A 23097-nucleotide genomic window follows, 5' to 3' on the forward strand; every position below is an offset into this window, starting at 1 on the left:
TAGCTGCGGTCGCGGGGCGCCCAGGACGGCCATACGCTCCCCCATGTGACGCCGCACGAGCCATCCGCACGGCCGCACACCGCCGTCATCGCCACGCTGGCCGCGGCGCTCACCGCGGTGTTCCTGCTGGTGGCCCCGGTACCGGCCGCGCGCGCGGCCGACCCGCCCGTCCTCTCGGCGAAGGGACAGATCACCGACCAGGTCAACGCGCTCGGCGACCGCAGGGGCGCGGTGGCACGAGCCATCGACGCGCTGTACGAGAAGCGGCACATCCAGCTCTTCGTCGTCTACGTCAGGGACTTCTCCGGGCGGGCCGCGCAGGACTGGGTTCGGGCCACGGCGAACCGCAACGGCCTGGGCCAGGACGACATCCTGCTGGCGATCGGCACGCAGGCGCGCCAGTACGCGTACACGGGGCAGAGCGGCACCACCAAGTTCACCAATGCCCAGCTGGAGGCCGTCGCCCGTACGGCCATCGATCCGCCGCTCGCCCAGCACGACTGGGCGGGCACCGCGATCGGCGCAGCGAACGGATACAGCGCGGTCGTCGCCGGGCAGCCCGTCCCCACCCCGGCCATCACTCCGGGTGCGTCCGATCCGGGCGGCCACCACACCGTCGGCATGGGCAACGGCGCCCTGCTGGTGCCGCTCGCGCTGGTGGTCGTGGTCGGCGGTCTGGCGATCTACGCGTACACCCGCAGAAGGCGGCGCGCCGAGAGCAGGACCACCCCCGCGGGCAGCGCGCAGCAGCAGGGCTGGAGCGGCGAGGCCGAGGGGATCGCACTGGCCCAGCTCGACACGGAGGCCGGGAAGCTGCTGGTCACCACGGACGACGCGGTCCGGACGAGTACGGAGGAGCTGGGCCTGGCCGCCGCCCGGTTCGGGGACGGAGCGGTGGAGCCGTACACGGCGGCGCTGACGTATGCCAGGAGCGAGCTGGCCACGGCGTTCCGGCTCCGCCAGCAGCTCGACGACTCGCATCCCGGGGACGAACCGGCCCGGCGGCAGATGCTGGAGGAGCTCGTCGCCCGGTGTACGGAGGCCGGCCGGCGCCTGGACGAGGAGTCCGAGGGCTTCGACCGGCTGCGCGCCCTGGAACAGGATGCCCCGCAGGCACTGGCAGCGGTGGAGACGGCCTTCCGGGCAACCGCCGGGCGTACCGGAGCCGCCGAGTCCACGCTTACGGCGCTGCGTGAGCGGTACGCGGAACAGGCATCGGCGCCGGTCGCCGGGAACGTCGAACAGGCCAAGGACCGGCTGCTCTTCGCGACGAACGCCCTCAACCGGGCCCGGCAGGCAGCGGACATCGGGGAGCACGCGGAGGCCGCGCTGTACGTACGGGCCGCGGAGAGCGCGGTGGGCCAGGCGGCCACGCTCATCGACGCGGTCGACCGGCTGGCCCGGGAGGTGGCCGAGGCGGAGGTCCGGCTGACCGGTGCGCTCACCGAGACGGAGGCGGACCTGACGGAGGCCCGCGGCCTTCCCGAGGCCACCGCCGCAGGGGCCGCGGGGGCCGATCTCCAGGGCCGGATCGCGCGCGCGGAAACGGTCACGGCCGGTGTACGGCAGGAGCAGCGGACGGGCCCGTACGATCCGGTCGACGCGCTGCGCCGGGTCGGGGAGGCCGACGCCTCACTGGACAAGGCGCTGGCGGGCGGGGCGCCCGGGACGGGCCCCCGCCGGGCCGCCGAACTCCTCGAAGCAGCCACCCTGACGGCACGTTCCACGACGGGGGTGGCGGCCGACTTCATCACGACCCACCGCGGCGCGGTCGGCAGCCAGGCCCGCACCCGGCTGGCGGAGGCCCAGCGCCACCTGGAGGAGTCCGGCACGCTCGCCGCCGCCGACGCCCGGCAGGCCCTGTCCGCCGCCCGGCAGGCCGACTCACTGGCCGGACAGGCCCAGTACCTGGCCGAACAGGACGTGCGGACTTACGGAAGCCACCACGCCGGGGACCCGGTCGGCGCGGCCCTGGGCGGCATCATCCTCGGCGGACCGCTCGGCGCGGGCGGCGTCCCGGGCCGCTTCGGCGGCGCCGGAACCCGCGAGCGGATGCGCGGCGACCGGTGATCAGGCGGGCAACTCGCCGTTCCTGACGGCGGAGACGAACGACGCCCAGCCACCTGCGGCGAACGCGAGCACCGGCCCATGCGGGTCCTTGCTGTCGCGGACCGGCACGACTGCGCCGGAGCCCTCGGCGACCTCGACGCACTCGCCGCCGTCCTGATTGCTGTAGCTGCTCTTTCGCCATTTGACGGCGCTCAGGTCGGATCGCACGGCACTACCTCCAACACGCGCAGGCTGCGGTCATGCCCTCAACTCGCCGTCCCGCAGGGCGGATACGAACGACGACCAGCGGTCCGCAGCGAACGTGACCACAGGACCGTCCGGGTTCTTGCTGTCGCGGACCGGCACGAGTGCGCCACAGCCCGCGGCGACCTCGACGCACTGGCCGCCGTCCGAGTTGCTGTAGCTGCTCTTTCGCCATCGGAGGGCGCTCAGCTCGGTGGATCGCACGGTACTTCCTCCAACACGCGCAGGATGTGTTTACGCGACTCGCCCGGGGACAACGCCAAGTCACGTACCGAATCGTACATTTGCTGGAGTTCCTCGACGGGTGCCGTTCCTTCGATCAATTCGCCCTTGCTGGCCCCCTCCACGTACGCCACCGTGCGACCTTCGGGCACTCGCAGAAACATCACGTCGGTGTGCGCCAGGCTGTGTGGACCGGCGCTGTGGAGCAGCACCTGAAGGGCGACCCTGGGGCGCTGGGACATTTCGACCAAGTCCTCCAGCTGCTCACGCCAGGCGGCCCTGTTTCGCAACGGAGTCCGGAGCACCGTCTCCGAGAGAATGGAACGGAACTGGGGTGCAGAGTCCCCGTCCAACAGCTCACGTCGGGTCAACCGAGCCTGCACCTGCTTCTCGATCTCCTCGCCCAGAAGTCGCCCGGCAGCCAGCACTTCCCGCGCATAGGCTTCGGTCTGAAGTAGCCCAGGAAGCAATCCCACCGCAAAGTGCCACAGGCTGGTCGCATCCGACTCCAGCGCCATGTACTGCCGGTACCGCTCCCGGAACTGCGTACGGTCCCGCATCGCCAGCTCCCACAGGACCAGCAACATCCCCTGAGTGCCGAAGTAATGGTCCAGCGCCTGGGCCACCTCGGGCCCGCCCAGCGTCTCGCCCTTCTCCATCTTGCCGAAGAGCGAATAGTCCCAGCCGACGCGCTCGCCGAGCTGCCGCAGGCTGACCCCGCGTTCGGCACGCAGTTTCCGTAACTCTTCCGCGAACCGCTGACGCGGCTCCTGGCTGCGGCTGGTGACAAGGCGTCGTTGCGGCATGGCGCTCCTTCCGGGGCGCCCGTCCCACCCGGACGGTTCTTCCCGTAACGCCCCGGCTACGCAGCGTAGTTCATGGCGGGAGGGGCCGTCAGCGGAACCGCGCAGCACCCGCGCCCGGACGGCGTCACCCGGGAAGGCGGACAGCGAGGGCGAGGAGCAGCAGCACACACATCGCCATGCACGCGGCCCCGGCGACCGCCCACAGCGCCCTCAGCCGGGGCTGACCGCGCCACCACTGCTGCACCTTGCTGGTACTGCACGCCCACACCAGGAACAGCAGGGAGGCCATCGCGGCGCCCAGCACGCACACCCCGTTCCATCCGGCGTGCGCGTGGACCGTGCCGACCAGGGCCGAGCCGAGCGCGCCGCCGACGAAGTAGCACGTCATGTAGGCGGAGGTGATACGGCCACGGGAGTCCGGCCGCAGGGCGTAGATCAGTGACTGGTTGGTGATGTGTACGCCCTGGTGCGCCAGGTCGAGCAGCACGATCCCGGCGATCAGCGCGGCCAGGCTGTGGGCCCCCAGGGCCAGCAGCCCCCAGGAGCCGAGCAGCAGGAGGGCGCTCGCCACCGTGGTCAGGGTGGTCCGTCCGCGGTCCGCCAGCCGCCCGGCCAGCTGAGCGGCGATCGCTCCCGCCGCGCCGGCCAGGCCGAGCAGGCCGATCTCGGCGTCCGACCAGCCGTAGCCGGGCCCGGACAGCAGAAAGGCGAGGGACGTCCACAGCGCGCTGAAGCAGGCGAACGCCAGCAGTCCGATCAACGCCCGTGCGCGCAGCACCGGTTCGTCCGCGAGAAGGCGGGCGGTGGAGCGCAGCAGCTGTCCGTAGTTGAGGCCTGCGGATCCCCGGTACTGCGGGAGCGCCCGGTGGAGTGCCGCGGTCAGTACGAGCATCGCCAGGGCGGCGACCCAGTACACCGTGCGCCAGCCGCCGACCTCGGCCAGCGCACCGGACGCGGTGCGGGCGAGCAGCATCCCCAGGACCAGGCCGCTCATCACCGTGCCCACGGCGCGGCCGCGCTGGTGCGGGGCGGCCAGGTCCGCGGCGAACGGCACCAGGACCTGCGCCGTCACCGAGAGGAGCCCGGTGAGTGCGGTGCCTGCCAGGAGCAGTCCGGTGTTCGGCGCGATCGCGGTCAGTGCCAGCGAGCACGCCGTCGCCAGGGTCAGCCCGCAGACCAGCCGGCGGCGTTCCAGCAGGTCGCCCAGTGGCAGCAGCAGGACGAGGCCCAGGGCGTAACCGACCTGGGAGACCGTCACCACGAGCGAGGCACCGGTGGACGACAGGTGCAGATCGCGGGCGATGGTGTCGAGGAGCGGCTGGGCGTAGTAGTTGCTCGCCACGCACAGTCCCACGGCCACGGACATCAGCAGGAGCGTGCCGCGTCCGGCGCCACCGGCGGTGTCCGTGCCCGGACGGAGGTCCTGAGTGCCTGACGGGGAAATCGGTTGCGGGGTCGGGGAGGAAGCTGGGGAGGAAGCCACGTCCGTTTCCTTCCGGGAGTGCTCGTACGCGGGCCCTCTCGGAGCACCTGCGGAGCGGGGCGGTTCCGGCTCCCGTTCATGCTGGCTGAGCAGTGTGCATGAGTCCAACAGATGGTTGCCATCACAGCGATCTCGAATCACGATGAATCCATGGAACTCCGCCAGCTCACCTACGCCGTCGCTGTCGCCGAGACCGGCAGCTTCACCCGCGCGGCACACCGTTGTTTCGTGGTCCAGTCCGCGCTGAGCCACCAGATCGCCCGGCTTGAGGACGAGTTGGGCACCCGGCTGTTCGAACGCACCAGCCGACGGGTGCAGATCACTCCGGCCGGCGAGGTGTTCCTGGGCCCTGCCAGGGAAGCGCTGGCGGCCGTCGAGCGGGCGCGCAGCGAAGTGATCGCGTGCGGCAGCGAGGTGCGCGGCCGGCTGAGCATCGGCACCATCACGCCGCTGGCCGCGGTGGACCTGCCGGACCTGCTCGGCGCCTACCGGGACCGGTATCCGGCGGTACGCGTCACACTCCGCGCCCGTCTGGTCAGGGACCTGCTGCGGGAGGTGCGCGAGCACGCCTGCGACATCGCCTTCGTCGACAGCAGGCCGGAGAGCACGGCCGGGCTCGCCGTGCGGGTCCTGGCGCACGAGGACCTGGTCGCGATCGTCCCGCGCGGGCACCGGCTGGCCGGGGCGGACCGGGTGGCTCCGGCCCGGCTGGCGGAGGAGCACATGGTCGACATGCCGCCCGGCTCCGGCCTCCGCCGCCACAACGACGCCGCTTTCGCCGCGGCCGGTGTCCCCCGCACGGTCGCTTTCGAGGCAGACACCATGGCGCTGCTGGAACAGCTGGTGGCACGCGGCTTCGGCATCGGACTGATCTCGGCGCCGACGGCCGCCGGGATGCCCGCGGTGAGCACGGTGGCGCTGACCGATGTGCCTCCCCGGACGGTCCAGGCGGTGTGGCGCGCCTCCGGGGCCTCACCGGCGACGCGGGCCTTCCTCCAGCTCCTGCGGGAACGGACACCGGACACGCCGGCGCATGAGGCGTCGGAGTAGCGGCGGGGGCCGCCCCGCCGGAAGGCCCCGAGGGGCCCGGCCCGCGCGGAACCCCTCTCCGTCTCAGTACATGCTCAGCAGCTGCTCCACGCTCAGCTCCGGCGCCGACGCCCCGTCCGGCAGGGCCAGTTCGAACCAGACCGTCTTCCCGCGCGGAGTCCGCCGGGAGCCCCAGGCCGCGCTGAGCATTCCGACCAGCTGAAGCCCCCGGCCCCCCTCGTCCGTGTCGCGGGCGCGACGCCGGCGGGGCTGGATCAGGCCCGCGTCCCAGACCTCGCAGACCAGGGTGCGGTCGAGCAGCAGCCGGAGCCTGATCTCACCCTCGCCGTACCGCAGGGCGTTGGTGACCAGTTCGCTGACCAGGAGTTCGGTCGTGTCGACCAGATCTTCCAGACCCCAGGAGATCAGCTGCCCCCGGGCCAGTTCGCGGGCCCGGCCCACCGAGCGTGGTTCGCGGGGCAGTTGCCAGTCGCCGACCGCTTCGGACGGCAGGCCCTGGATACGCGCCATCAGCAGGGCGATGTCGTCCTCACCGTGCGAGGTGTCCAGCGTGTTGAGCACGTGGTCGCAGACGTCTTCGAGCGGGCGCTCCGAGTGGGTGAGGGCGTCGCGGAAGGCGCTCAGGCCCTCGTCCAGCGGATGTTCGCGGGACTCGACCAGGCCGTCGGTGTAGAGCGCGAGGAGTGCGCCCTCGGGGATCTCGACCTCGACCTCCTCGAACGGTTCGCCGCCGACGCCCAGCGGCATACCGGGCGGCACGTCGAGCAGCAGCGCCGGTTCGCCCGGTTCGACCAGGACGGGTGGCAGATGCCCGGCGTTGGCGAAGGTGCAGCGCCGGGTGACCGGGTCGTACACCGCGTAGACGGCGGTCGCGAGATAGACCTCGGAGAGGTCGGCCTCACGTGTCTTGTGCGCGGCGCGCGAAGCCTGCTGGGTGCCGCTCGGGGTACCCAGGCCGCGGGCGATCTCGTCCAGCGCTTCGAGTACTTCGGCGGGCTCCAGGTCCAGCAGGGCCAGCGTCCGTACGGCGGTGCGCAGTTCGCCCATCGCGACGGCGGCCCGCAGCCCGTGGCCCATGACGTCGCCGACGACCAGCGCGGTGCGGTGACCGGGCAGCTCGATGACGTCGAACCAGTCGCCGCCGACCTCGCTCGCCGTGTTGCCGGGCAGATAGCGGCAGGCGATGTCGAGCCCGGCCGCCTCGGGGTCGCCGGGCGGCAGCAGGGAACGCTGGAGTATCAGGGCGCGTTCGTGTTCGCGCCGGTACAGCCGGGCGTTGTCCATACAGACGGCGGCGCGGGCGGCCAGCTCCACGGCCAGCGAACGGTCCCGCTCCCCGAACGGCTCGCTCCCCTTCGTCCGGGAGAACTGCACCAGACCGACCACCGTGTCATGGGCCACCATCGGCACGGCGAGGGTGGACTGTACGTGGCTGCCCTGGGAGCCCGGTACGGAGCGCACCTTGCCGGTGCGCAGAGCGCTCGCGCACGGCGAGTGGAAGGCGTAGCGGTGGACGGCGCCCAGCGCAGGACCGTCGTCCGCCTCCTTCAGCAGGACGTCGGAGACAGCGCTGGCATAGGCGACGCGGCGCAGCTCGGCGCTGCCGTCCGCGCTGCCCTTCGGGGACTCGTCACCGGCCAGCAGGCCCTGGTACAGGTCGACGGACGCCAGGTCGCAGAAGCCGGGGACGGACACGTCGAGGAGTTCCCGGGCGGTGGTCTCCAGATCGAGCGAGTTCCCTATCCGGGCGCCCGCCTCGTTGAGCAGGGCGAGATTGCGCCGGGCGTTGGCGGCCTCGCGGGCCGCGACATGACGGCGGGTGACATCGGTCCCCAGACCGGCGACACCGATGGGGAGGCCCGCCCCGCTGTGCACGCGGTAGAGGTTGACCGACCAGTGCCTGCGCTCGGAGCTGCCCGGCGCCGAGCCGATCAGCTGGAGGTCGGTGACGGGACGTCCGGACTCCAGGACCCGCTTCAGCGCCGCCGTCATCCGGTCGGCCTCGGCGCGGGCGAGATAGTCGTGGACCGTACGGCCGCGGTGCTCCGCGACCTCGTCGCCGAAAAGCTCCGCGAACCGCTTGTTGACACGGCGCACCGTGAGGTCCGTACCGAACAGCAGGAAGCCGAAAGGAGATTGGCCGAATATGGCCTGCGAGGACGCGAGGTCGGTTTCGATCCGGCGCAGCACCCTGACGTCAACAATGATGCAGACAGCGGCCCTTCCACCGTCGGCCGTCTCCGTGGGCATCACATAGAGCTCGGCGAGCCCCTGTGTCTCCGGCCGGTCCGGCATCCGGAAGGGGACCAGACCGGTCCACTCCTTGCCGTCGAGGATTTCGGTGACCGCGCCGTGCCCTCTGCCGCGCAACTCCACGGGCAGGAAGACCTCGACCGGGTCCACGCCCACGGCGTCGCGTGCGTCCACCCCGAACAGCTCTTCGGCCCGCTTGCTCCACTGCTCCACCAGCCCGTCGGACCCGATCGAGAACGACGCAACCCTGATGTAGTCATAGATCGAACCGGGCGGACTGCTCTGCCATACGACATCGCCCGTCGCACCGGATATATCGCTCACGCGACCGTCCCCTCCAGCTCACCACGCACCGAACCGACCAAGGTGGCACCCGCAGTATTCAGCACTACGGACCCCAGCGACACGGCGTTCACGATCACAGCACGGTCTCAGTCACTTTCGGACACTTCGACCGCGATCGCGTCCCACCCTTCTCCTAACCAGGCTGGGCCAGCTCGAACCACACCGTCTTGCCCGATCTGCCGCGCGCCGTCCCCCAACGCTTCGCCGAACAGGCCACGAGCTGCATTCCCCGGCCACTCTCGTCGTCGGGCCCTGCCGTCCTCTCGCGGGGCGGATCCGGAATCGGATCGGAAACCTCCACCCGCAGCGTGGCTTGATCCAGTCGCGCGACCCTGACACCGATCGGGCCGGACGCGTGCCGCATGGAGTTGGTGACCAGCTCACTCACGAGCAGCGTGGCGACGTCACCGAAGGCACCGTCGAGCTCCCAGGTGCGCAGAGTGTCCCGAACCGCCCGGCGCGCGACGCGTACGGCATCGGGCTCGGCGGGGAAAGTCCACTCGGCGCATCCGCCTTCGGTGCCGATCAAGCCGATCACTTCCCCAGGCCGAGCACGGACATGCGCACTGACGAACAGGTACTAACCAGCACATACCCTGTATTACTCGCAGATATCGACAATGCCGTGCCATATGCCCTACAGGGCCACTAACGGCGCACATCGGCGCGCGCCTACGCGCACCTGTCGGGCGCGGTGCGCGCGGCTCCGTCCGCGCGTCACTCGTGGAGCCCGCCCCTCAGGCGGCGCGCCGCCTCGGCCACCGCGGGGCGGTCCTGGTCCAGCCAGTCCACGGTGCCGATCTCGTCCGGCCCGAGCCACCGCAGCTCGTCGTGGTCCTCCAGCGGACGCACCTCACCGGAGATCAGCCGTGCGGTCCACACCTGCAGCACGAAGCCCCGGCCGAGCGGCCATTCGCCGGGGATGCGCTCCAGCGGCTCCGTCTCGACGCCCAGTTCCTCGCGCAGCTCACGCACCAGCGCCTGCCCGGCGCTCTCCCCCGGCTCCAGCTTCCCGCCGGGCAGCTCCCAGCGGCCCGCGAGCTCGGGCGGCGCGCTGCGGCGCGCGGCGAGCAGCCGCCCCTGGTCGTACAACGCTCCACCCACGACGACGCGATCAGCCATGGGGCGAGCCTACCGAGACCCCGGCGGGCGCCCCCGGCCCACCAGGACCCGAACACCCGCCGCGGGGCCGCTACCGCGCTCTACTGCACACTCTGGCCGATGCGTTCGATCCAGTACATCTGCCGGTGCCCACGGGCACCGAGGGTGTCGGCGGTCTGCTGCGCCTCGTCCCTCGTCGCGTACCTTCCGACGCGATAGCGATTGCCGTTGTCGTCCTCTCGTATGACCTGCCACGGGAGCATGGCGTTCCCGCTGTCCGTCATCGCGTGCCCCCGTCGTACGCCGGCGTGCAGGCCATCTCTAATCCCCAGGAAACCGCAGTCTGCATATGCCCGAGCGTACGCCTGACCCTTACTGAGCGAATACGTGTTTTCACAAAGAGGTACGCATCAAGCCACTCTGCAATTTCCATTGAGTACACGGCGGAGCGCCAGGCACCGCCGGGGGCCCGCCCCGGGGCACACCACGGACACCCTTCAGTTACCCAAGAGAGCAGGCGCCGCAACGGATTCGGGCATGGCTCCGCCCAACTCCCGTTCAGGGAGCGGCATCCCCGGCCCTGCGGCGTCAACCGGTCCGGCGGATCACTTCACCGGCAGGTGGTACGCGATGCGGTAGCGGTCGGCCGGGACGACGATGTCCGCGGTCTCCACCGCACGCCCCGACGCGTAGTACGTACGGGAGATGACGACCACCACATGACCGGGCACCCCGCCGAGTGTCAGCAGTTCCTCGGCCAGACCGGGCCGGGCGCCGACCTCCTCGACGACGTTGTCCACGACGATGTCGATCGCGGCCATCCGTTCGACGACGCCGCAGCCGCCGAGCGGGCCCTCCTCGGGGAGCATCACCGGTGTGCGCCCGGTGATCCCCAGCGGCTCCCAGGAGGTGGACAGCATCATCGTTTCGCCTGCGTCGCGGTAGACGTACCGCGTGCGCATCACCCGCTCGCCCGGCGGGATGGCGAGCCGCAGTGCGATGTCGGTGTCCGCGACGTCCTGCTCGCTGCTGGACTCCCAGGTGCCGCGCACGCTCTCGTCGGCCTGCTCCTGACGGAACGGCGTCGCGCCCTCCGGCAGCCGGTAGCCGGAGCGGGCGATACGGCGCGGGACGAGCCGCTCCCGGACATACGTACCCGAACCGGAGCGGCCCTCGACCAGCCCCTCGGCCATCAGCACCTTGCGCGCTTCGAGAGCCACCGTGTCGGAGACCCCGTACTCCTCGCGGATGCGGGCCTGTGAGGGCAGTCTCGTGTGCGGTGGCAGCGAACCGTCGGTGATCTTCTGCCGAAGATCACTCGCGACGCGCAGATAGGCCGGCTGCTCACCGAAAGTCACTGGCCACTCCCCATGCAGGTTGACAGACCGCAACAGCGTGACAACCGTGGGTTGTTGGCCGCAAGCAGGGGCCAGGGTTTCACCCGAAGTGATGAAGGGTGCCCGGCGAAACCCTCCACCAGCACGACGGATGCGGCTGCGGCTGCGGCTGCGGCTGCGGCTGCGGCTGCGGCTGCGGCTGCGGCTGCGGCTGCGGCGCACGGCTCCCGGCCCCGGCTTCCGTACCGGGCGGGAAGAACAGCCGTGCGCCGCAACGGCGGTGAACGCCGGTGCGCCGTCACCGCGGCAGGTGAGCGGCAGGCGATCAGCCGAGCAGCTTGATGACCGCGTCCGTGGTGTCCGTCTCGCCGAGGCGCGGGAAGATCCGCTCGACGGCGTTGCGGTGGGCCTCCGGGTCCATGTCGGTGACGGCGTCGGTGGCGACGGTCACGTGGTACCCGTGCTCCTGCGCCGAGCGGGCCGTCGACTCGACGCCGATGGCCGTGGCGATCCCGGCCAGGACGACCTGGGTGATGCCCCGGCGACGGAGCTGCATGTCGAGGTCGGTTCCGTAGAAGGCGCCCCAGGTCTGCTTGGTGACGACGATGTCGCTGTCCTGCTGGTTCAGCTCGGGGACCAGATCGGCCCAGTCCGCCGGGGGCGTGCCCTGCCCGGCGGGCGACTCGTTACGGCCGGGCGCACCGCCCGTGACGCGTACGAGGACGACCGGCAGGTCGTGCGCGCGGAAGGCGTCGGCCAGCCGCGCGGCACGCTCGACGATCTCGGCGGCGGGGTGCGCGGTCGGCAGGCCGACGATGCCCTTCTGGAGATCGACGAGGATCAGCGCGGTCCGGGTGTCGAGGGTGGTGGCTGTCATGGAGTGGCTCACTTTCGGTTACGGGCACGGAGCGCCCGGTCGGAGACGGTCAGTGCGACGAGCACCAGACCGAGGACAACGGAGACGGCGGCCATCAGGTGCAGTCCGCCGTCGCTCGCCCGCTGCCCGTAGGCGAGGGCGATGAGGCTGGAGGCCGTGATGGCGCCGATGTACTGGGCGGTCCGCTGGAGGCCGGCGGCCGAGCCGACGGCGTCGGCGGGTGCGTACTGATAGACGGCGGCCTGGTTACTGGTGCCGATCAGCCCCTGCGGGATGCCGAAGCAGGCGCCGGTGAGTAGCAGTACGGCGACCGGGGTGGCGCCGGTGGCGAGGATCAGCAGGGCGCTGCCCGCCGTGACCAGGACGGCGGCGGTGACGAGCGGGGCCCGGATCCCCTTCGTACGGGCTCCGAGCAGCGAACACACCAGCGCGGCCACCGACATGGGAAGCATCAGCAGACCGGTGTGCAGGGAGGAGAAGCCGCGGCCCTCCTCCAGCCACTGGGTGAATCCGTACATCACGCAGTAGATGACGAGATAGCTCAGACCGTGGCGGAGGTAGGTGCGGGCGAGTGCGTGGTTGCGGCCGAGCATCCGCAGATCGATGAAGGGGTTCGGGCACCGCAGCTGCCACCGGGTGAGGGCGGCGGCGAGGACGGCGACGGGGCCGAGCAGCCACCACACCGGGTGGGCCAGGTCGAGGAGGAAGAAGACCAGGGCGGTGAGGGTGCCGGTGAAGAGCACGATGCCGAGCGGGTCGAGCCCGGCGGGTTCGCGCGTCGCGCGGTCGCCGGTGCCCGCGACCGCCCGCCGGCCGTCGTCCTTCGGGATCCACCACATGGCACAGACGAAGGCGACGAACGCGAGCGGCACATTGACGGCGAAGATCGCCCGCCAGCCCCAGGTCGCGACGAGCAGCCCGCCGAGGGTGGGACCGACCGCCGCGCTGCCGAGCGCGGCGAAGGAGAGGCGGCCCAGGACGGTACGGGGGGTCGGGCGTCCGAGCCTGCGGGACTCGGAACGCAGTACGGCCATGGCAGCCGGATAGGCGGCGGACGTGCCGATTCCGAGGAGCAGCCGGGAGGCGATCAGCCAGCCGAAGCCGGGCGCGAAAGCACCGACGAGCCCGGAGGCGGCCACGACGGCCAGCCCGGCGAGGAACACCCGGCGCGGGCCGATCGAATCGGCGAGCCTGCCGAGCACGGGCTGGGCGACGGCGCTGGCCAGGTAGAGCACGGACACCAGCCAGACGGTGCTGGATGCGCCGATCCCGAAGTGGTGGCCGATCGACACCAGGGCGGTGGAGATCATGGTGGTGTTGAGCGGATTGAGCAACGAGCCGAGCAGCAGGGGGGCGGTGAGGCGGCCCCCGAACCCGGCGTCGGCGGCCGACCCGGTGGCGGGGACCGGCCCGGTGGCTCGACGGGTGTCCGTGTCCGCGCCGGTGACTGCGTCCGTGCCTATGTGCGCATCGCCTGTGCCCGCATCGCCTGTGTCCGTGTCCGTGTCCGTGTCCGTGTCCGTGTCCGTGTCCGTGTCCGTGTCCGTGTCCGTGTCCGCGTCCATGTCCGCATCCGTCACCTCTGCACCAGCCGTTCGAGCAGCGCGACGGCGTCGGTGAGCGTGCGTCGCTCTGCCGAGTCCAGTTCGTCGCTGATGGCGAGCGCGAGCCAGCCCTGCTTGTCGGCGCGTACGCCTTCGAGCGTGCGGCGGCCGAGATGGGTGAGCGACATGACGGACTGCCGTCCGTCCCTCGGGTCGGGGGCGCGCCCCACCAGTTCCCGGGCCTCCAGGGCGGCGACGGTCAGTCGCATGGACTGCGGCCTGACCAGTTCGGCGCGCGCCAGTGCGGCCGTGGTCATCGGCCCCTCCCGGTCCAGCAGGGAGAGGGCCGACCGCTGCGAGTGCGTCAGCTCAAGCCCGGGCGACGTCTGCCGCAGCCGCCGTGCGACGTGCCCGAGAACGACCGCGAGCTCGGCTGCGATCTGCTCGGGACTGGGGTCGTCGTGGGAGGTGGCCATGGCATCACCGTAAAAGGTAGACAGGTAGCCTTGCAAGTTTCCCTGCCCATCTACTTCTGCCCATCTACTTCTGTCCACCTACTTCTGTCCACCTCCGCGCCCACCGCAGCACCCGCATCAGCGTGGCGTTCCGGCCGCCGGGTAGCCGTACCCCCATGGACTTCCACTCGAAGGCGCTGCTGGCACTCGTCGCGCTCGTACTCCTGGCAACGCTGGCAGTCACGGTCGTCCTCGCCGTACGCCTGTTCCGCGCCCGGCGCTTCCTGCGCGACGCGGGCATCCCCCTCCAGAACAAGCTCGCCTTCTGGGGTGCGCTGATCTACACCATCAGCCCGGTGGACCTGCTCCCCGATCCGGTCTACCTGGACGACATCGGCGTCCTGCTGTTCGCGCTGCACTCACTGGAGCGGGCGGCCCGCCGGGGAGTGCAGCGGAAGCCCGGACACCCGGCTGGAGAATTCGGCCCGGCAGGGCCGCAGGCCCCGTAACCGAACGACGGCCGGGCCTTCGCGGCTCCTCGCCACCTGCAAGGGATCTCATGGCCGACGGACAGCATGACCGCTACGGTTGGAGCATGACCGCGCTCCCCGACTGGATGCTCCCGCCTCGCGCCGAGGGCTGGTATGCGGAGGACCTGGACCGGCTGCCGGAAGCACCACGCCACACCGAGCTGATCGACGGAGCGCTCGTCTTCCTGATGTCCCCCCAGCGGTCGTGGCACGGCCGCGTCGTCACTGGCCTGACCGCGGCGCTGATGCAGCAGGCACCGGACGGTATCGAGGTCGAGCGGGAGATGACGATCCGCCTGGACGCGCGCAACCGCCCCGAGCCGGACCTTCTGCTGACCAGCGCTCCGTACGATCCGGACCGGACGTGGTACGCACCGGCGGATGTACTGCTCGTGGTCGAAGTCGTGTCACCCGAGTCCGCCCACCGCGATCGCACGGTCAAGCTGCGCAAGTACGCCGAGGCCGGGATCGGACACTACTGGCGCGTCGAGGACGAGAGTTCCGCCCCCGTCGCGCACGTATACGAGTTGGATGGTCCGACCGGGACATACGTCCCGGCCGGAATCGTACGTGGCGTACTGAGGCGGACGGTGCCCGTCGACGTCAAGATCGACCTGGACCGTCTCGCACCCGGCAGAAAGTTCTGACTTCACCTGACTCCAGGGGACGTTGGACACCGCAGACTCCGCTGATCTGTCGGGGCGGGGGTCGCGGTAGCGCGTCACGGCGGGGGACGACGGGTTCGAGGCCATCGGCGCAGGCGCGCGGCACACGGGGCGCGGCACACCCGGTGCAAGCGGCGTCGGGTGCAGGCGCGTCGGGAATCCCGCCGGGCGGAATTCGACCGCTGGAAAGGGTATCCGGGCGCGACATCGGGAGATTATGCTCGCGCAGTATCGCAGGCCCGATTGCGGCCGTCCCAGGGGGGATTCAACGCGTGCGCGATCCCATTTTCCCGTTCCTGCTCGCCAGCAGACCGACGCAGCACGAACGGGTTTTCGCGCCGACGCTGTGAGACTCGGTACCGGAAATGGACTTCCGGATACTTCCCTCCCTTTCTCCGAATACGGAACAGCGATATCGGCAATGTCCGGATCGATCCGGCCAGTCCGATCGGTCCGATCGGTCCGATCGGCACCAGCCGCCAGTCCCGACAGATTCGACTAAGTGAGGACGAACTCGATGAAGAAGCGGACGGTCTCCGCATTACGGCGCGTCGCGGCGCTATCTGCCGCGGTGACGCTTCTCTCGATCGGCGTGGCGGGTTCCGCTCCCGCCTCCGAACCCACCGCCCCCAACTGCCAGGCCACTACCGTCGACGTCCCGCTGGGCTCGGGCACCGGGCAGATGTGGGGCGAGCTGTGCCGTCCGGCCGGGACGTCACCGAGCACCGTGGTGACGATGGTGCACGGCGCCACCTACAACCACAACTACTGGGATTTCCCTTATAAGCCGGACACCTACTCGTTCAGCCGGATGCTGAACCGGGCCGGGTACGCCACCTTCGTCGTCGACCGGCTCGGCGCCGGCAAGAGCACCGTCCCGCCGAGCTCCGAGTTGAACCTGACCGTCGAGGCCGGCCAAATGCACAAGGTCGTACAGGACTTGCGGGCCGGCCGAATAGGCGGAACCGGCTTCAGCAAGGTGGTGATGGGCGGCTACTCCCTCGGCTCCGCGGTGTCGGAGATCGAGGCATCCACGTTCCACGACGTCGACGCGTTGCTGGTCACCGCCCTGGGCCACTACAACAACCCGGCGGGCACGCAGGCGATCATCGAGAACGGCCAGGACCCGAACACCGACCCGGTGACCGGTGGACGGCACCAGTACGACGCGGGCTACGCCACCACCAAGCCGGGCAGCCGCAAGACCATCTTCTACGCCGACCAGCCGATGGACGCGGGTGTGCTCGCCACGGACGAACTCACCAAGGACGCCAACGTCTTCGGTGAGGCGGGCGACCCGCTCATCTTGGATCCTTCGGTCAGCAAGGCGATCAACGTCCCGGTCATGTTCGCCCTCGGCGACCACGACCCGCTGATGTGCGGTGCCGGCTACGAGGACTGCACGTCGACGGCGGCTCTGCGCGCCCAGGAGGCGCCGTTCTGGAGCTCCGCGCCCAGCTTCGACGCACTGCTGCTCCCGCACTCCGGACACGGCCTGAACCTGGTGCCGAACACCGGCGTCTACCAGGCGGCGGCCAGGTCCTGGCTGGACCGAGTCGTCGGACACGGCTGACAGCCGGCCGGCTCCCGGAGCGCACGGGAAGCCCGCACTGAACCGAAGCCCCCGGTCGGCCGTGCCCCGAGGCGCGGCGGACCGGGGGCTTCGGTGCGGGCCCGTGCCGGACGTACGAGTGCCCGATGGCCCTGGTAGGGGCGCCATCGGGCACGCGTACGTCCGCCGGCTTCGAGCGAAGCTCAGGCAGCGGGGTCACCCGCTCAACCGGCCGGCCCGTCTCCGTCCGGGTCCGGCGGTCCGTCCTTGAACAGGAACACCGCGTTGGCCGGGCAGACCCGCGCCGCTTCGCGTACGGAGTCGGCCAGTTCGGGTCCGGGCCGGGGCCGCAGCACCTCGGCGACCTCCGCGACGTCGCTCATCCGGAAGACCTCGGGAGCGGCATCCACACAGTGGCCGTACCCCGCGCAACGGGTCAGGTCCACCTCGACGCGCGCCACCCGTCGCTGCCCGCCCTCCCGGCGCAGCGGCATCAGAGCAGCACGCCCATGTTGCCGGGCAGGGTCTCGGCGTCGAGGACGACGCGGTGCTCGACGAAGCGGAGCCCGCTGTCCGTCCGCGTGAGGAGGTCGTCGTAGCGACCGCAGACGTGGAAGCGGGACATTTCGATGCGGTCGGTGACGTACAGGACGACATACGCCTCGGCCTTGATCCGGCCGTCCTCGGTCTCCCGGGCGCGCACGTTGGTGACGGTGTGCAGGGTCCGGGTCGGGTTGTGGCGCAGATAGCCGTTCATGTAGGCGGCGCGCTCCTTCAGAGCGCCCAGGCCCCGGTCGGTGTACCACCACATGCCGGTCGTCGAGACATTGTTGTGCGTGCCGACGGCGTACAGCCCGGTGCCGAGGAACAGGCCGACCCAGTCATTGGGGCGTTTGTCGTCCATCGTCAGGGCGTAGGACACGTAATGGTCCTCGACCTCGCTGCGCAGGCCGGGTGGGGTCGTGACCACTGTGGACATAGCGGCGTCGTGCCTTCCTTCCGTCGTCCGGCTGCTCACGACTCGTCCTGGAGGTACTGCTGGTAGACCCGGAAGAATTCGCGCTGCGAGTACTCGTCCCGTACGTCGGCGCCCTCACCGCCACGGCCGGGCTCAACCCCGCGGGTGAAGAGGTTGTACCGGCCGCCCTCGCCGCGCACGCCGATCTGGCAGCGGGCGGCCGCCTCGGTGTCGTCGCAGCTGAGCTTGCCCCAGGAGCCCTGGGTGTCGGCGAGGTTCTCCAGCAGTTCCTGCCGCGTCGCCTCGTCGTCCTCGATGTCCGAGTAGACGGTGATGTCGACCCGGGCACGATCGACGCTGATCGGGGTGACCGTCTGGATGTACCCCGCCTTCATGCCGCGCGGGGTGTCCTTGGGGCCGGGCTGGACGTCGAGGTTGGGGAAGAGCGCGAGCACTTCCTGCCGGATCTCCGGCGGTTCGCCGCCCTCGAAACCCTCGGGCGGGCCGGGCGGCCCCTGGGCGAGCATGCTGCTCCAGCCGACCGGCATGGTGCCGTCCGAGAAGTCCACTCCGCTGAAGCGCTGCAGGGCGCGGGCGTACTTCGGCGGGTCGAGGGGCGGGAAGGCCCACTGGAGGACCGAGTGCCCCGGCGACGCGCCCCAGTTCCAGCCTTGTGCGGTGGTGCCGGCCAGCAGGTCGCGGATGCTGCGGTGGGTGAATTCGGCGTGGTAGTCGTCCTGGAAGTTCTCGTGCCAGAACTTCCAGTTGCCCTCGTATATCCAGCTGTTGCGGCCGATCGGCTCGATGCCCTGCACATACGGCGCGAGGTGGTCGGTCATCTCACCGAGGAAGTCGGTGAGTGACGGCACCGCCGGCCGGAGCGCGACGAAGACCAGGTCGTGGAAGGTGTCGCAGTGCACCGGCTTCAGGCCGTGGGCGCCGCGGTCGAAGTCCGGTCCGTAGCCCTCCTCGTAGGGCACGCCGGTGAGGTCGCCCTTCAGGTTGAACGACCAGGCGTGGTACATGCACTTGAGGACCTGACCCTGGTTGCCGCACCGCTCGCCGGTCAGGACCGCGCCGCGGTGGGTGCAGGCGTTGTGGAACGCGCGGATCTCCCCGTCATTGCCCCGCACCACGAGCACCGGCTGGTCGGCGATGGAAACCGTGAAGTAATCGCCGGGCTTTTTCAGATCGCGGGTCAAGCAGGCATAGTGCCAACTCCGGGCGAATATCCTGTCTTTCTCCAGCGCGAAGATCTTCTCGCTGGTGTAGATTTCCCGGTCCACCACCCCCGTGGCGAGATCGGTGCGAAAATCCGGGCTCAACTTCATGGTGCGACCTCCATATGGGCACGCGAACGTCGGCATACCCGCACAAGATTCGTGACGATTGTGGCAACCGCGTGAGTTCATCGTCAATGATCAGCGAAGCAGCGGCCCCCCTTGTCCGACTGGGGAAATTCCCCAGTCGGACAACCCCCTGGAACATTTCCCCTCTTCATTGACAGGCGACGGATTCCCGATGACCCTCGGACAGGGCATCGACCTGCCCGGGAAAACACTGACCAGCCGTCTCCAGCCGTTCGAGGGCGCCGCCCGCAGGGGCGGGGGCTGATGTTCCCGGCACGCCCGCACACACCCGACCTCCGGAGTACGTGATGTCTCTCTTCCGGCTGGACACCAGCATCCTCGGCACCCAGTCCAGCACCAGCACGCTCGCCGACCTCGTGGAGCAGGAGTGGCGCGCCGCGACCCCGGACGCACCGGTGGTCCGGCGCCACCTCGGTGAGGCCCCGCTGCCGCCGACCGCCTGGGCCGCCGCGGTCGCCACCCAGTTCGCTCCCCCGGACCGGCACACGCCCGAGCAGCGGGACGCCGTGGCGCTGGCCGCGTCGCTGGCCGACGAGCTGATCGCTGCCGACGCCGTGATCCTCGCGGCGCCGCTCTACAACTTCGGTGTCTCCCAGCACCTGAAGGCCTGGGTGGACCTCGTCATCACCGATCCGCGGATGGCCCCGGGCGGGGAGAAACCACTGACGGGCAAGCCGGCGGTGCTGCTGACCGCCCGGGGCGGCGCCTACGGGCCGGGGACCCCGCGGGATGGCTGGGACCACGCCATCGGCTGGATGCGCCGCATCTTCAGCGATACCTGGAACCTGCAACTCACCGTGGTCGAGCGCGAGTTGACCCTTGTCGGTTTCGATCCGGCGCTGGACCGGTTCGCCGAGCCGGCCGCGCGGTCCCGGATCGCCGCCGAGGAACAGGCCCGCGCGGCCGGCCGGGACCTCGCCCTGCGCGAGAGCGCCTCCCTCGGCTGAGCCGCAACTCCCACCCACCGCCCGACAAGGAGGACATCGTGCCCGCACGCACGGGGAAGCAGTACCTCGACAATCTGAAGTCGCTCAACCCCGAGATCTATCTCAACGGCCGCCGCATCGCACACGTCACCGAGGAGCCGGTCTTCGCCGGCCCGCTGCGGACCGTCGCGGAGCAGTACGACCTCCAGCTGGACCCGCGGTACGTCGACGTCTGCACCTATGTGTCCCCCACGACGGGTGAACGGCTTTCGCGCTCGTTCCAGCCGTGCCGGAGCAAGGAGGAACTGGTCGCCAAGCGGCGGCACTTCCAGCTCCGCGCCGGCCACACCTTCGGGATGATGGGCCGGACCCCGGACTTCATGAACGCCTTCGTCCTGGGCTGGAACACCAACGCCCCGGTGTTCGGTGAACTGGACGAGCGGTTCGGCGAGAACGCCCGCCGCTACTACGAGCGGGTGCGGGACAACGACCTCTTCCTGACGCATGTGCTGATCAACCCGGCGATCGACCGGTCGAAGACCTCCTCCCAGCAGGAGGACCCGTTCCTGCACCTGGGGAAGGTACGGGAGACCGACGAGGGAATCGTCGTCCGCGGCGCCAAGATGCTCAGCACCATGGCGCCGTTCGCGGAGGAGCTCGTGGTCGTCCCCTTCGGGGGCATCGCCCCGGGCGACGACGACTACGCGGTGGTGTTCGCGATCCCCATCGACACACCCGGCCTGAAGTTCATCTGCCGCGAGCCGGTGGCCCCGGCCGGCCGGACGGAGTTCGACCACCCGCTCAGCAGCCGGTTCGAGGAGATGGACTGCATCGCCGTCTTCGACGACGTGCTGGTCCCGTGGGACCGGGTCGTCGTCGACGGCCGGCCCGGCAGCCGTGACCTGGTCAACCGGGTGCTCGGCAGTGACCCGAGCGTCCTGGTGGTCAACGGCGCCCGGAGCCTCGCCTCGCTGGAACTGCTCTGCGGCATCGCGACGAAGATCGCCGACGCGACCGGGATCGACACCTTCCTGCATGTCCAGGAGAAGCTCGGCGACCTGATCTCCCGGCTCGAAACCCTGCGGACGCTGTTCCACGGCGCCGAAGCCATGGCCGCGCCCCTGCCGGACGGCACCTGGGTGCCGTACCTGCCGGGGATCATGGCCTTCCATATGCAGACCGCGCCGACGCACCGCCGGATGGTCGAGGTCATCCAGATCCTGGCGGCGGGCAACTTCTTCTACGCGCCGTCCGGCGGGGACTTCGCCAACGAGGAGCTGCGCCCGTTCATCGACCGGTTCGTCCGGGGCCGTCCGGGCGTCCCGGCGGAGGAGCGGGTCCGGCTGTTCAAACTCGCCTGGGACGTGGCCGGCGACGGGTTCGGCCAGCGGCTCATGCAGTACGTGAACTACTACAGCGGCGACCCGGTGCGGCTGACCGCCGGGCTCTACCTCGGCGCGGACAAGACGGAGATCCACCGGGCGGTCGACCGGGCACTGGCCGGCTCGGACCGGAGCCTGGACATCCCGCTCCCGCCGGAGGTTCTGGAAATGGCGCCCCCTCCCCCGCCGGCCAGGCCTCTCACCGGGATGTACCCGGCGAAGAGCCAGCCGTCGTCGTAGCGGCCGTGGCGGTGTGCGAGCGGGGAATCTCCCCACTCGCACACCGCGATCACCAGGCACTCCGGAGGCCGGAGGGCTAGCATTTACAGCCTCCGGCCCCTTTCCCGGCCGGCGCACGGCGGACACCTCGATTCCCGGCGCGGCCGGGGACACGGAAGGACGACGATGGCGAGCACGGGCCGGTTGATCATCAGGGGCGTCGTCGGCGGACTGGCCATCGGCTTCGGCGGCCGGAAGCTGTTCGGCTGGTTCGGCGGAGCGGGCCATGAGCGGACGGCGGAGACCTTCGAGTCGTTCGGGTACCGCAACGGCAGGGTGATGGCCACCCTGGCCGGAGCCACCGAACTGGCCGCGGGCGTGGGCCTGGTGACCGGGACGGCGACCCCGCTGGCCGCGTCCGCCCTCATCGGGGAGATGGTCAACGCCGCGGCCGTGCACCGGCGGCAGGGCCTGTGGGCCGAGAACGGCGGCTACGAGTACCCACTGGTTCTGGCCACGGCGGCGGTCTGCCTGGCCTGGGACGGCCCGGGGCCGCTCTCCGTCGACAGCGCGCTCGGCCGCGAGCGGACGGGTCCCGCCTGGGGGCTGGGCGCTCTCGCGCTCGGCGTCACCACCGGAACGGCCGTGTGGCGCCTGTTCCGCGACGAAGAGAAGTGATCTCACGCGGCCCGGCTCCCGCGCCGGAGCCGAGCCGCATCATCCCATCGGGTGAACGCGGCACGGTGGTGCGGGCCGGCGGAACACCGGCCGGGCAGGGTGGGTCCGCCCCCTCACGGACGGCGCGGGCGCAGTGCCTGCCCTGACGTGATCGGTGACCCGAACCGAGAGCGAGTACGTCATGCCTGCCCAGCGAACAGTCGCGCCCGAGTCGACAGCCGCGCGAGTGGCCCTCTGGCGGGCCATGCACGTCCAGGTCGACGAGCCCCCGCATGTCCTTGAGGACGAGATCGGCCTGGAACTCGTCGCGCCGGGTGAGAACTGGCGCCGCCGTCCCGACATGGGCAAGAACGCCACCAGCGGGTTCCGCGCGGGCGTCGTCGCCCGGGCGCGGTTCGTGGAGGACCTGGTCGCCGAGCGGTTCGCCGACGGCGTGCGGCAGTACGTGATCCTCGGCGCCGGTCTGGACACCTTCGCCCAGCGGCATCCGGAACGCGCCGCCGAGATGCGGGTGTTCGAGATCGACCAGTACGGCCCGCAGGAGTGGAAGCGGAAGCGGCTGGACGAGCTCGGCTACGGCATGCCCGAATGGCTGCGGATGGTACCGGTCGACTTCGAGGCGGACGAGGACTGGTGGGAGCGGCTCGTCGAGGCCGGCTTCGACCAGGACCGGCCGGCGGTGCTGGCCAGCACCGGAGTCAGCATGTACCTCACCAAGGACGCGGTCGCGGACACCCTGGCCAAGGCGGCGAAGACGGCGCCGGGCTCCGCCTTCGCCATGACCTTCCTGCTGCCGCCCGACACGGTCACTGCCGATGGCGAGAAGCCGCGGCACCCGATCCGGTTCCGCAGCTGCTTCACCGCCGACGAGATGCTGCAACTGGCGCGCGAGTCCGGGTTCCGCGAGGTCCGGCACCTCTCGACGGCGGACCTCACCGAGCGCTACTTCGCCGGGCGCCCGGACGGGCTGCTGCCGGAAGTCGGCGAGTCGTTCCTGCTGGCTGAGAGCTGAGGGCTGTCCCGTAATCCCT

Annotated in this window: 24 protein-coding genes; 9 read left to right on the forward strand and 15 right to left on the reverse strand. The window is 70.6% G+C overall.

Going from position 1 to position 23097, the window contains the following annotated elements; genetic code table 11:
- The first annotated feature begins 45 nt into the window (after window positions 1–45).
- On the forward strand, window positions 46–2070 hold the full coding sequence (locus tag OG385_RS09060) for a TPM domain-containing protein (RefSeq protein WP_266853489.1): 2025 nt from the start codon (window positions 46–48) through the stop codon (window positions 2068–2070).
- On the opposite strand, the gene OG385_RS09065 is transcribed toward OG385_RS09060, so the two are convergent.
- The 4 genes from OG385_RS09065 to OG385_RS09080 all read right to left on the reverse strand — a co-directional run bounded on the left by OG385_RS09065 (window position 2071) and on the right by OG385_RS09080 (window position 4707).
- The gene (locus tag OG385_RS09065; RefSeq protein WP_266853490.1) at window positions 2071–2277 is read right to left on the reverse strand and encodes a DUF397 domain-containing protein; all 207 of its coding nucleotides are present in this window, start codon (window positions 2275–2277) and stop codon (window positions 2071–2073) included.
- A gap of 30 nt (window positions 2278–2307) precedes the next feature.
- Entirely contained in the window at window positions 2308–2517 is a 210-nt protein-coding gene (locus tag OG385_RS09070) for a DUF397 domain-containing protein (RefSeq protein ID WP_266853491.1), read from the reverse strand.
- On the reverse strand, window positions 2499–3341 hold the full coding sequence (locus OG385_RS09075; RefSeq protein WP_266853493.1) for a helix-turn-helix transcriptional regulator: 843 nt from the start codon (window positions 3339–3341) through the stop codon (window positions 2499–2501). Before OG385_RS09075 ends, OG385_RS09070 begins: the two co-directional genes overlap by 19 nt.
- A 124-nt stretch (window positions 3342–3465) precedes the next feature.
- On the reverse strand, window positions 3466–4707 hold the full coding sequence (locus OG385_RS09080) for an MFS transporter (protein ID WP_266853494.1): 1242 nt from the start codon (window positions 4705–4707) through the stop codon (window positions 3466–3468).
- 267 nt (window positions 4708–4974) lie between these two features.
- On the opposite strand from OG385_RS09080, the gene OG385_RS09085 reads away from it, so the two are divergent.
- The gene (locus OG385_RS09085) at window positions 4975–5874 is read left to right on the forward strand and encodes a LysR family transcriptional regulator (RefSeq protein WP_266853496.1); all 900 of its coding nucleotides are present in this window, start codon (window positions 4975–4977) and stop codon (window positions 5872–5874) included.
- 63 nt (window positions 5875–5937) lie between these two features.
- Here OG385_RS09085 and OG385_RS09090 read toward each other — a convergent pair whose 3' ends face one another.
- The 8 genes from OG385_RS09090 to OG385_RS09125 all read right to left on the reverse strand — a co-directional run bounded on the left by OG385_RS09090 (window position 5938) and on the right by OG385_RS09125 (window position 13807).
- On the reverse strand, window positions 5938–8451 hold the full coding sequence (locus OG385_RS09090; protein ID WP_266853498.1) for a SpoIIE family protein phosphatase: 2514 nt from the start codon (window positions 8449–8451) through the stop codon (window positions 5938–5940).
- A gap of 154 nt (window positions 8452–8605) precedes the next feature.
- Window positions 8606–9010: an ATP-binding protein gene (locus tag OG385_RS09095; protein WP_266853500.1), complete on the reverse strand. Its 405-nt coding sequence runs from the start codon at window positions 9008–9010 to the stop codon at window positions 8606–8608.
- Between the two features lie 179 nt (window positions 9011–9189).
- Window positions 9190–9594 (reverse strand): (deoxy)nucleoside triphosphate pyrophosphohydrolase, encoded by a 405-nt coding sequence (locus OG385_RS09100; RefSeq protein ID WP_266853501.1) that lies wholly within the window; start codon window positions 9592–9594, stop codon window positions 9190–9192.
- A gap of 80 nt (window positions 9595–9674) precedes the next feature.
- Window positions 9675–9857 (reverse strand): SPOR domain-containing protein, encoded by a 183-nt coding sequence (locus tag OG385_RS09105; protein ID WP_266853503.1) that lies wholly within the window; start codon window positions 9855–9857, stop codon window positions 9675–9677.
- Window positions 9858–10178: 321 nt separating this feature from the next.
- On the reverse strand, window positions 10179–10931 hold the full coding sequence (locus tag OG385_RS09110) for a GntR family transcriptional regulator (protein ID WP_266853504.1): 753 nt from the start codon (window positions 10929–10931) through the stop codon (window positions 10179–10181).
- A 304-nt stretch (window positions 10932–11235) separates the two neighbouring features.
- A complete protein-coding gene (locus tag OG385_RS09115; RefSeq protein ID WP_266853506.1) occupies window positions 11236–11787 on the reverse strand; it encodes an isochorismatase family protein in 552 nt (183 codons plus the stop codon).
- An 8-nt stretch (window positions 11788–11795) separates the two neighbouring features.
- Complete coding sequence (locus OG385_RS09120) at window positions 11796–13352, reverse strand: MFS transporter (RefSeq protein ID WP_266853508.1); 1557 nt, start codon at window positions 13350–13352, stop codon at window positions 11796–11798.
- A gap of 11 nt (window positions 13353–13363) precedes the next feature.
- On the reverse strand, window positions 13364–13807 hold the full coding sequence (locus tag OG385_RS09125) for a MarR family winged helix-turn-helix transcriptional regulator (RefSeq protein WP_266853510.1): 444 nt from the start codon (window positions 13805–13807) through the stop codon (window positions 13364–13366).
- A gap of 155 nt (window positions 13808–13962) precedes the next feature.
- Here OG385_RS09125 and OG385_RS09130 point away from each other — a divergent pair, with 155 nt between their 5' ends.
- The 3 genes from OG385_RS09130 (at window position 13963) to OG385_RS09140 (ending at window position 16554) form a co-directional block, all read left to right on the forward strand.
- Window positions 13963–14295, forward strand: coding sequence for a YkvA family protein (locus OG385_RS09130; RefSeq protein WP_266853512.1), 333 nt, complete (start codon window positions 13963–13965; stop codon window positions 14293–14295).
- Between the two features lie 86 nt (window positions 14296–14381).
- On the forward strand, window positions 14382–14963 hold the full coding sequence (locus tag OG385_RS09135) for a Uma2 family endonuclease (RefSeq protein WP_266853514.1): 582 nt from the start codon (window positions 14382–14384) through the stop codon (window positions 14961–14963).
- A gap of 520 nt (window positions 14964–15483) precedes the next feature.
- The gene (locus OG385_RS09140) at window positions 15484–16554 is read left to right on the forward strand and encodes an alpha/beta fold hydrolase (protein ID WP_266853516.1); all 1071 of its coding nucleotides are present in this window, start codon (window positions 15484–15486) and stop codon (window positions 16552–16554) included.
- A gap of 203 nt (window positions 16555–16757) precedes the next feature.
- On the opposite strand, the gene OG385_RS09145 is transcribed toward OG385_RS09140, so the two are convergent.
- From OG385_RS09145 to OG385_RS09155, 3 genes are read right to left on the reverse strand one after another with little or no spacing between them, the layout of a single operon-like run.
- Complete coding sequence (locus tag OG385_RS09145; RefSeq protein WP_266853518.1) at window positions 16758–17027, reverse strand: ferredoxin; 270 nt, start codon at window positions 17025–17027, stop codon at window positions 16758–16760.
- A complete protein-coding gene (locus OG385_RS09150; RefSeq protein WP_266853519.1) occupies window positions 17027–17512 on the reverse strand; it encodes an aromatic-ring-hydroxylating dioxygenase subunit beta in 486 nt (161 codons plus the stop codon). Before OG385_RS09150 ends, OG385_RS09145 begins: the two co-directional genes overlap by 1 nt.
- 35 nt (window positions 17513–17547) lie before the next feature.
- Window positions 17548–18822, reverse strand: a complete 1275-nt coding sequence (locus tag OG385_RS09155; RefSeq protein WP_266853521.1) for an aromatic ring-hydroxylating dioxygenase subunit alpha — start codon at window positions 18820–18822, stop codon at window positions 17548–17550.
- A 326-nt stretch (window positions 18823–19148) separates the two neighbouring features.
- On the opposite strand from OG385_RS09155, the gene OG385_RS09160 reads away from it, so the two are divergent.
- The 4 genes from OG385_RS09160 (at window position 19149) to OG385_RS09175 (ending at window position 23078) form a co-directional block, all read left to right on the forward strand.
- Window positions 19149–19808, forward strand: coding sequence for an FMN-dependent NADH-azoreductase (locus tag OG385_RS09160; RefSeq protein ID WP_266853523.1), 660 nt, complete (start codon window positions 19149–19151; stop codon window positions 19806–19808).
- A gap of 38 nt (window positions 19809–19846) precedes the next feature.
- Entirely contained in the window at window positions 19847–21409 is a 1563-nt protein-coding gene (locus tag OG385_RS09165; RefSeq protein WP_266853525.1) for a 4-hydroxyphenylacetate 3-hydroxylase family protein, read from the forward strand.
- Window positions 21410–21574: 165 nt separating this feature from the next.
- Entirely contained in the window at window positions 21575–22066 is a 492-nt protein-coding gene (locus OG385_RS09170; RefSeq protein ID WP_266853527.1) for a DoxX family protein, read from the forward strand.
- Between the two features lie 181 nt (window positions 22067–22247).
- On the forward strand, window positions 22248–23078 hold the full coding sequence (locus OG385_RS09175; RefSeq protein ID WP_266853529.1) for a class I SAM-dependent methyltransferase: 831 nt from the start codon (window positions 22248–22250) through the stop codon (window positions 23076–23078).
- The last annotated feature ends 19 nt before the right edge of the window (window positions 23079–23097 follow it).

The organism is Streptomyces sp. NBC_01306 (genome assembly GCF_026340465.1).
GTDB lineage: Bacteria > Actinomycetota > Actinomycetes > Streptomycetales > Streptomycetaceae > Streptomyces.

Coding starts and splice junctions, on each gene's coding strand:
- OG385_RS09175 (WP_266853529.1), top strand. CDS start 22,248: ATGCCTGCCCAGCGAACAGTCGCGCCCGAGTCGACAGCCGCGCGAGTG.
- OG385_RS09155 (WP_266853521.1), bottom strand. CDS start 18,822: ATGAAGTTGAGCCCGGATTTTCGCACCGATCTCGCCACGGGGGTGGTG.
- OG385_RS09120 (WP_266853508.1), bottom strand. CDS start 13,352: ATGGACGCGGACACGGACACGGACACGGACACGGACACGGACACGGAC.
- OG385_RS09105 (WP_266853503.1), bottom strand. CDS start 9,857: ATGACGGACAGCGGGAACGCCATGCTCCCGTGGCAGGTCATACGAGAG.
- OG385_RS09135 (WP_266853514.1), top strand. CDS start 14,382: ATGACCGCGCTCCCCGACTGGATGCTCCCGCCTCGCGCCGAGGGCTGG.
- OG385_RS09125 (WP_266853510.1), bottom strand. CDS start 13,807: ATGGCCACCTCCCACGACGACCCCAGTCCCGAGCAGATCGCAGCCGAG.
- OG385_RS09160 (WP_266853523.1), top strand. CDS start 19,149: ATGTCTCTCTTCCGGCTGGACACCAGCATCCTCGGCACCCAGTCCAGC.
- OG385_RS09130 (WP_266853512.1), top strand. CDS start 13,963: ATGGACTTCCACTCGAAGGCGCTGCTGGCACTCGTCGCGCTCGTACTC.
- OG385_RS09115 (WP_266853506.1), bottom strand. CDS start 11,787: ATGACAGCCACCACCCTCGACACCCGGACCGCGCTGATCCTCGTCGAT.
- OG385_RS09075 (WP_266853493.1), bottom strand. CDS start 3,341: ATGCCGCAACGACGCCTTGTCACCAGCCGCAGCCAGGAGCCGCGTCAG.
- OG385_RS09085 (WP_266853496.1), top strand. CDS start 4,975: ATGGAACTCCGCCAGCTCACCTACGCCGTCGCTGTCGCCGAGACCGGC.
- OG385_RS09145 (WP_266853518.1), bottom strand. CDS start 17,027: ATGCCGCTGCGCCGGGAGGGCGGGCAGCGACGGGTGGCGCGCGTCGAG.
- OG385_RS09100 (WP_266853501.1), bottom strand. CDS start 9,594: ATGGCTGATCGCGTCGTCGTGGGTGGAGCGTTGTACGACCAGGGGCGG.
- OG385_RS09150 (WP_266853519.1), bottom strand. CDS start 17,512: ATGTCCACAGTGGTCACGACCCCACCCGGCCTGCGCAGCGAGGTCGAG.
- OG385_RS09170 (WP_266853527.1), top strand. CDS start 21,575: ATGGCGAGCACGGGCCGGTTGATCATCAGGGGCGTCGTCGGCGGACTG.
- OG385_RS09080 (WP_266853494.1), bottom strand. CDS start 4,707: ATGTCCGTGGCCGTGGGACTGTGCGTGGCGAGCAACTACTACGCCCAG.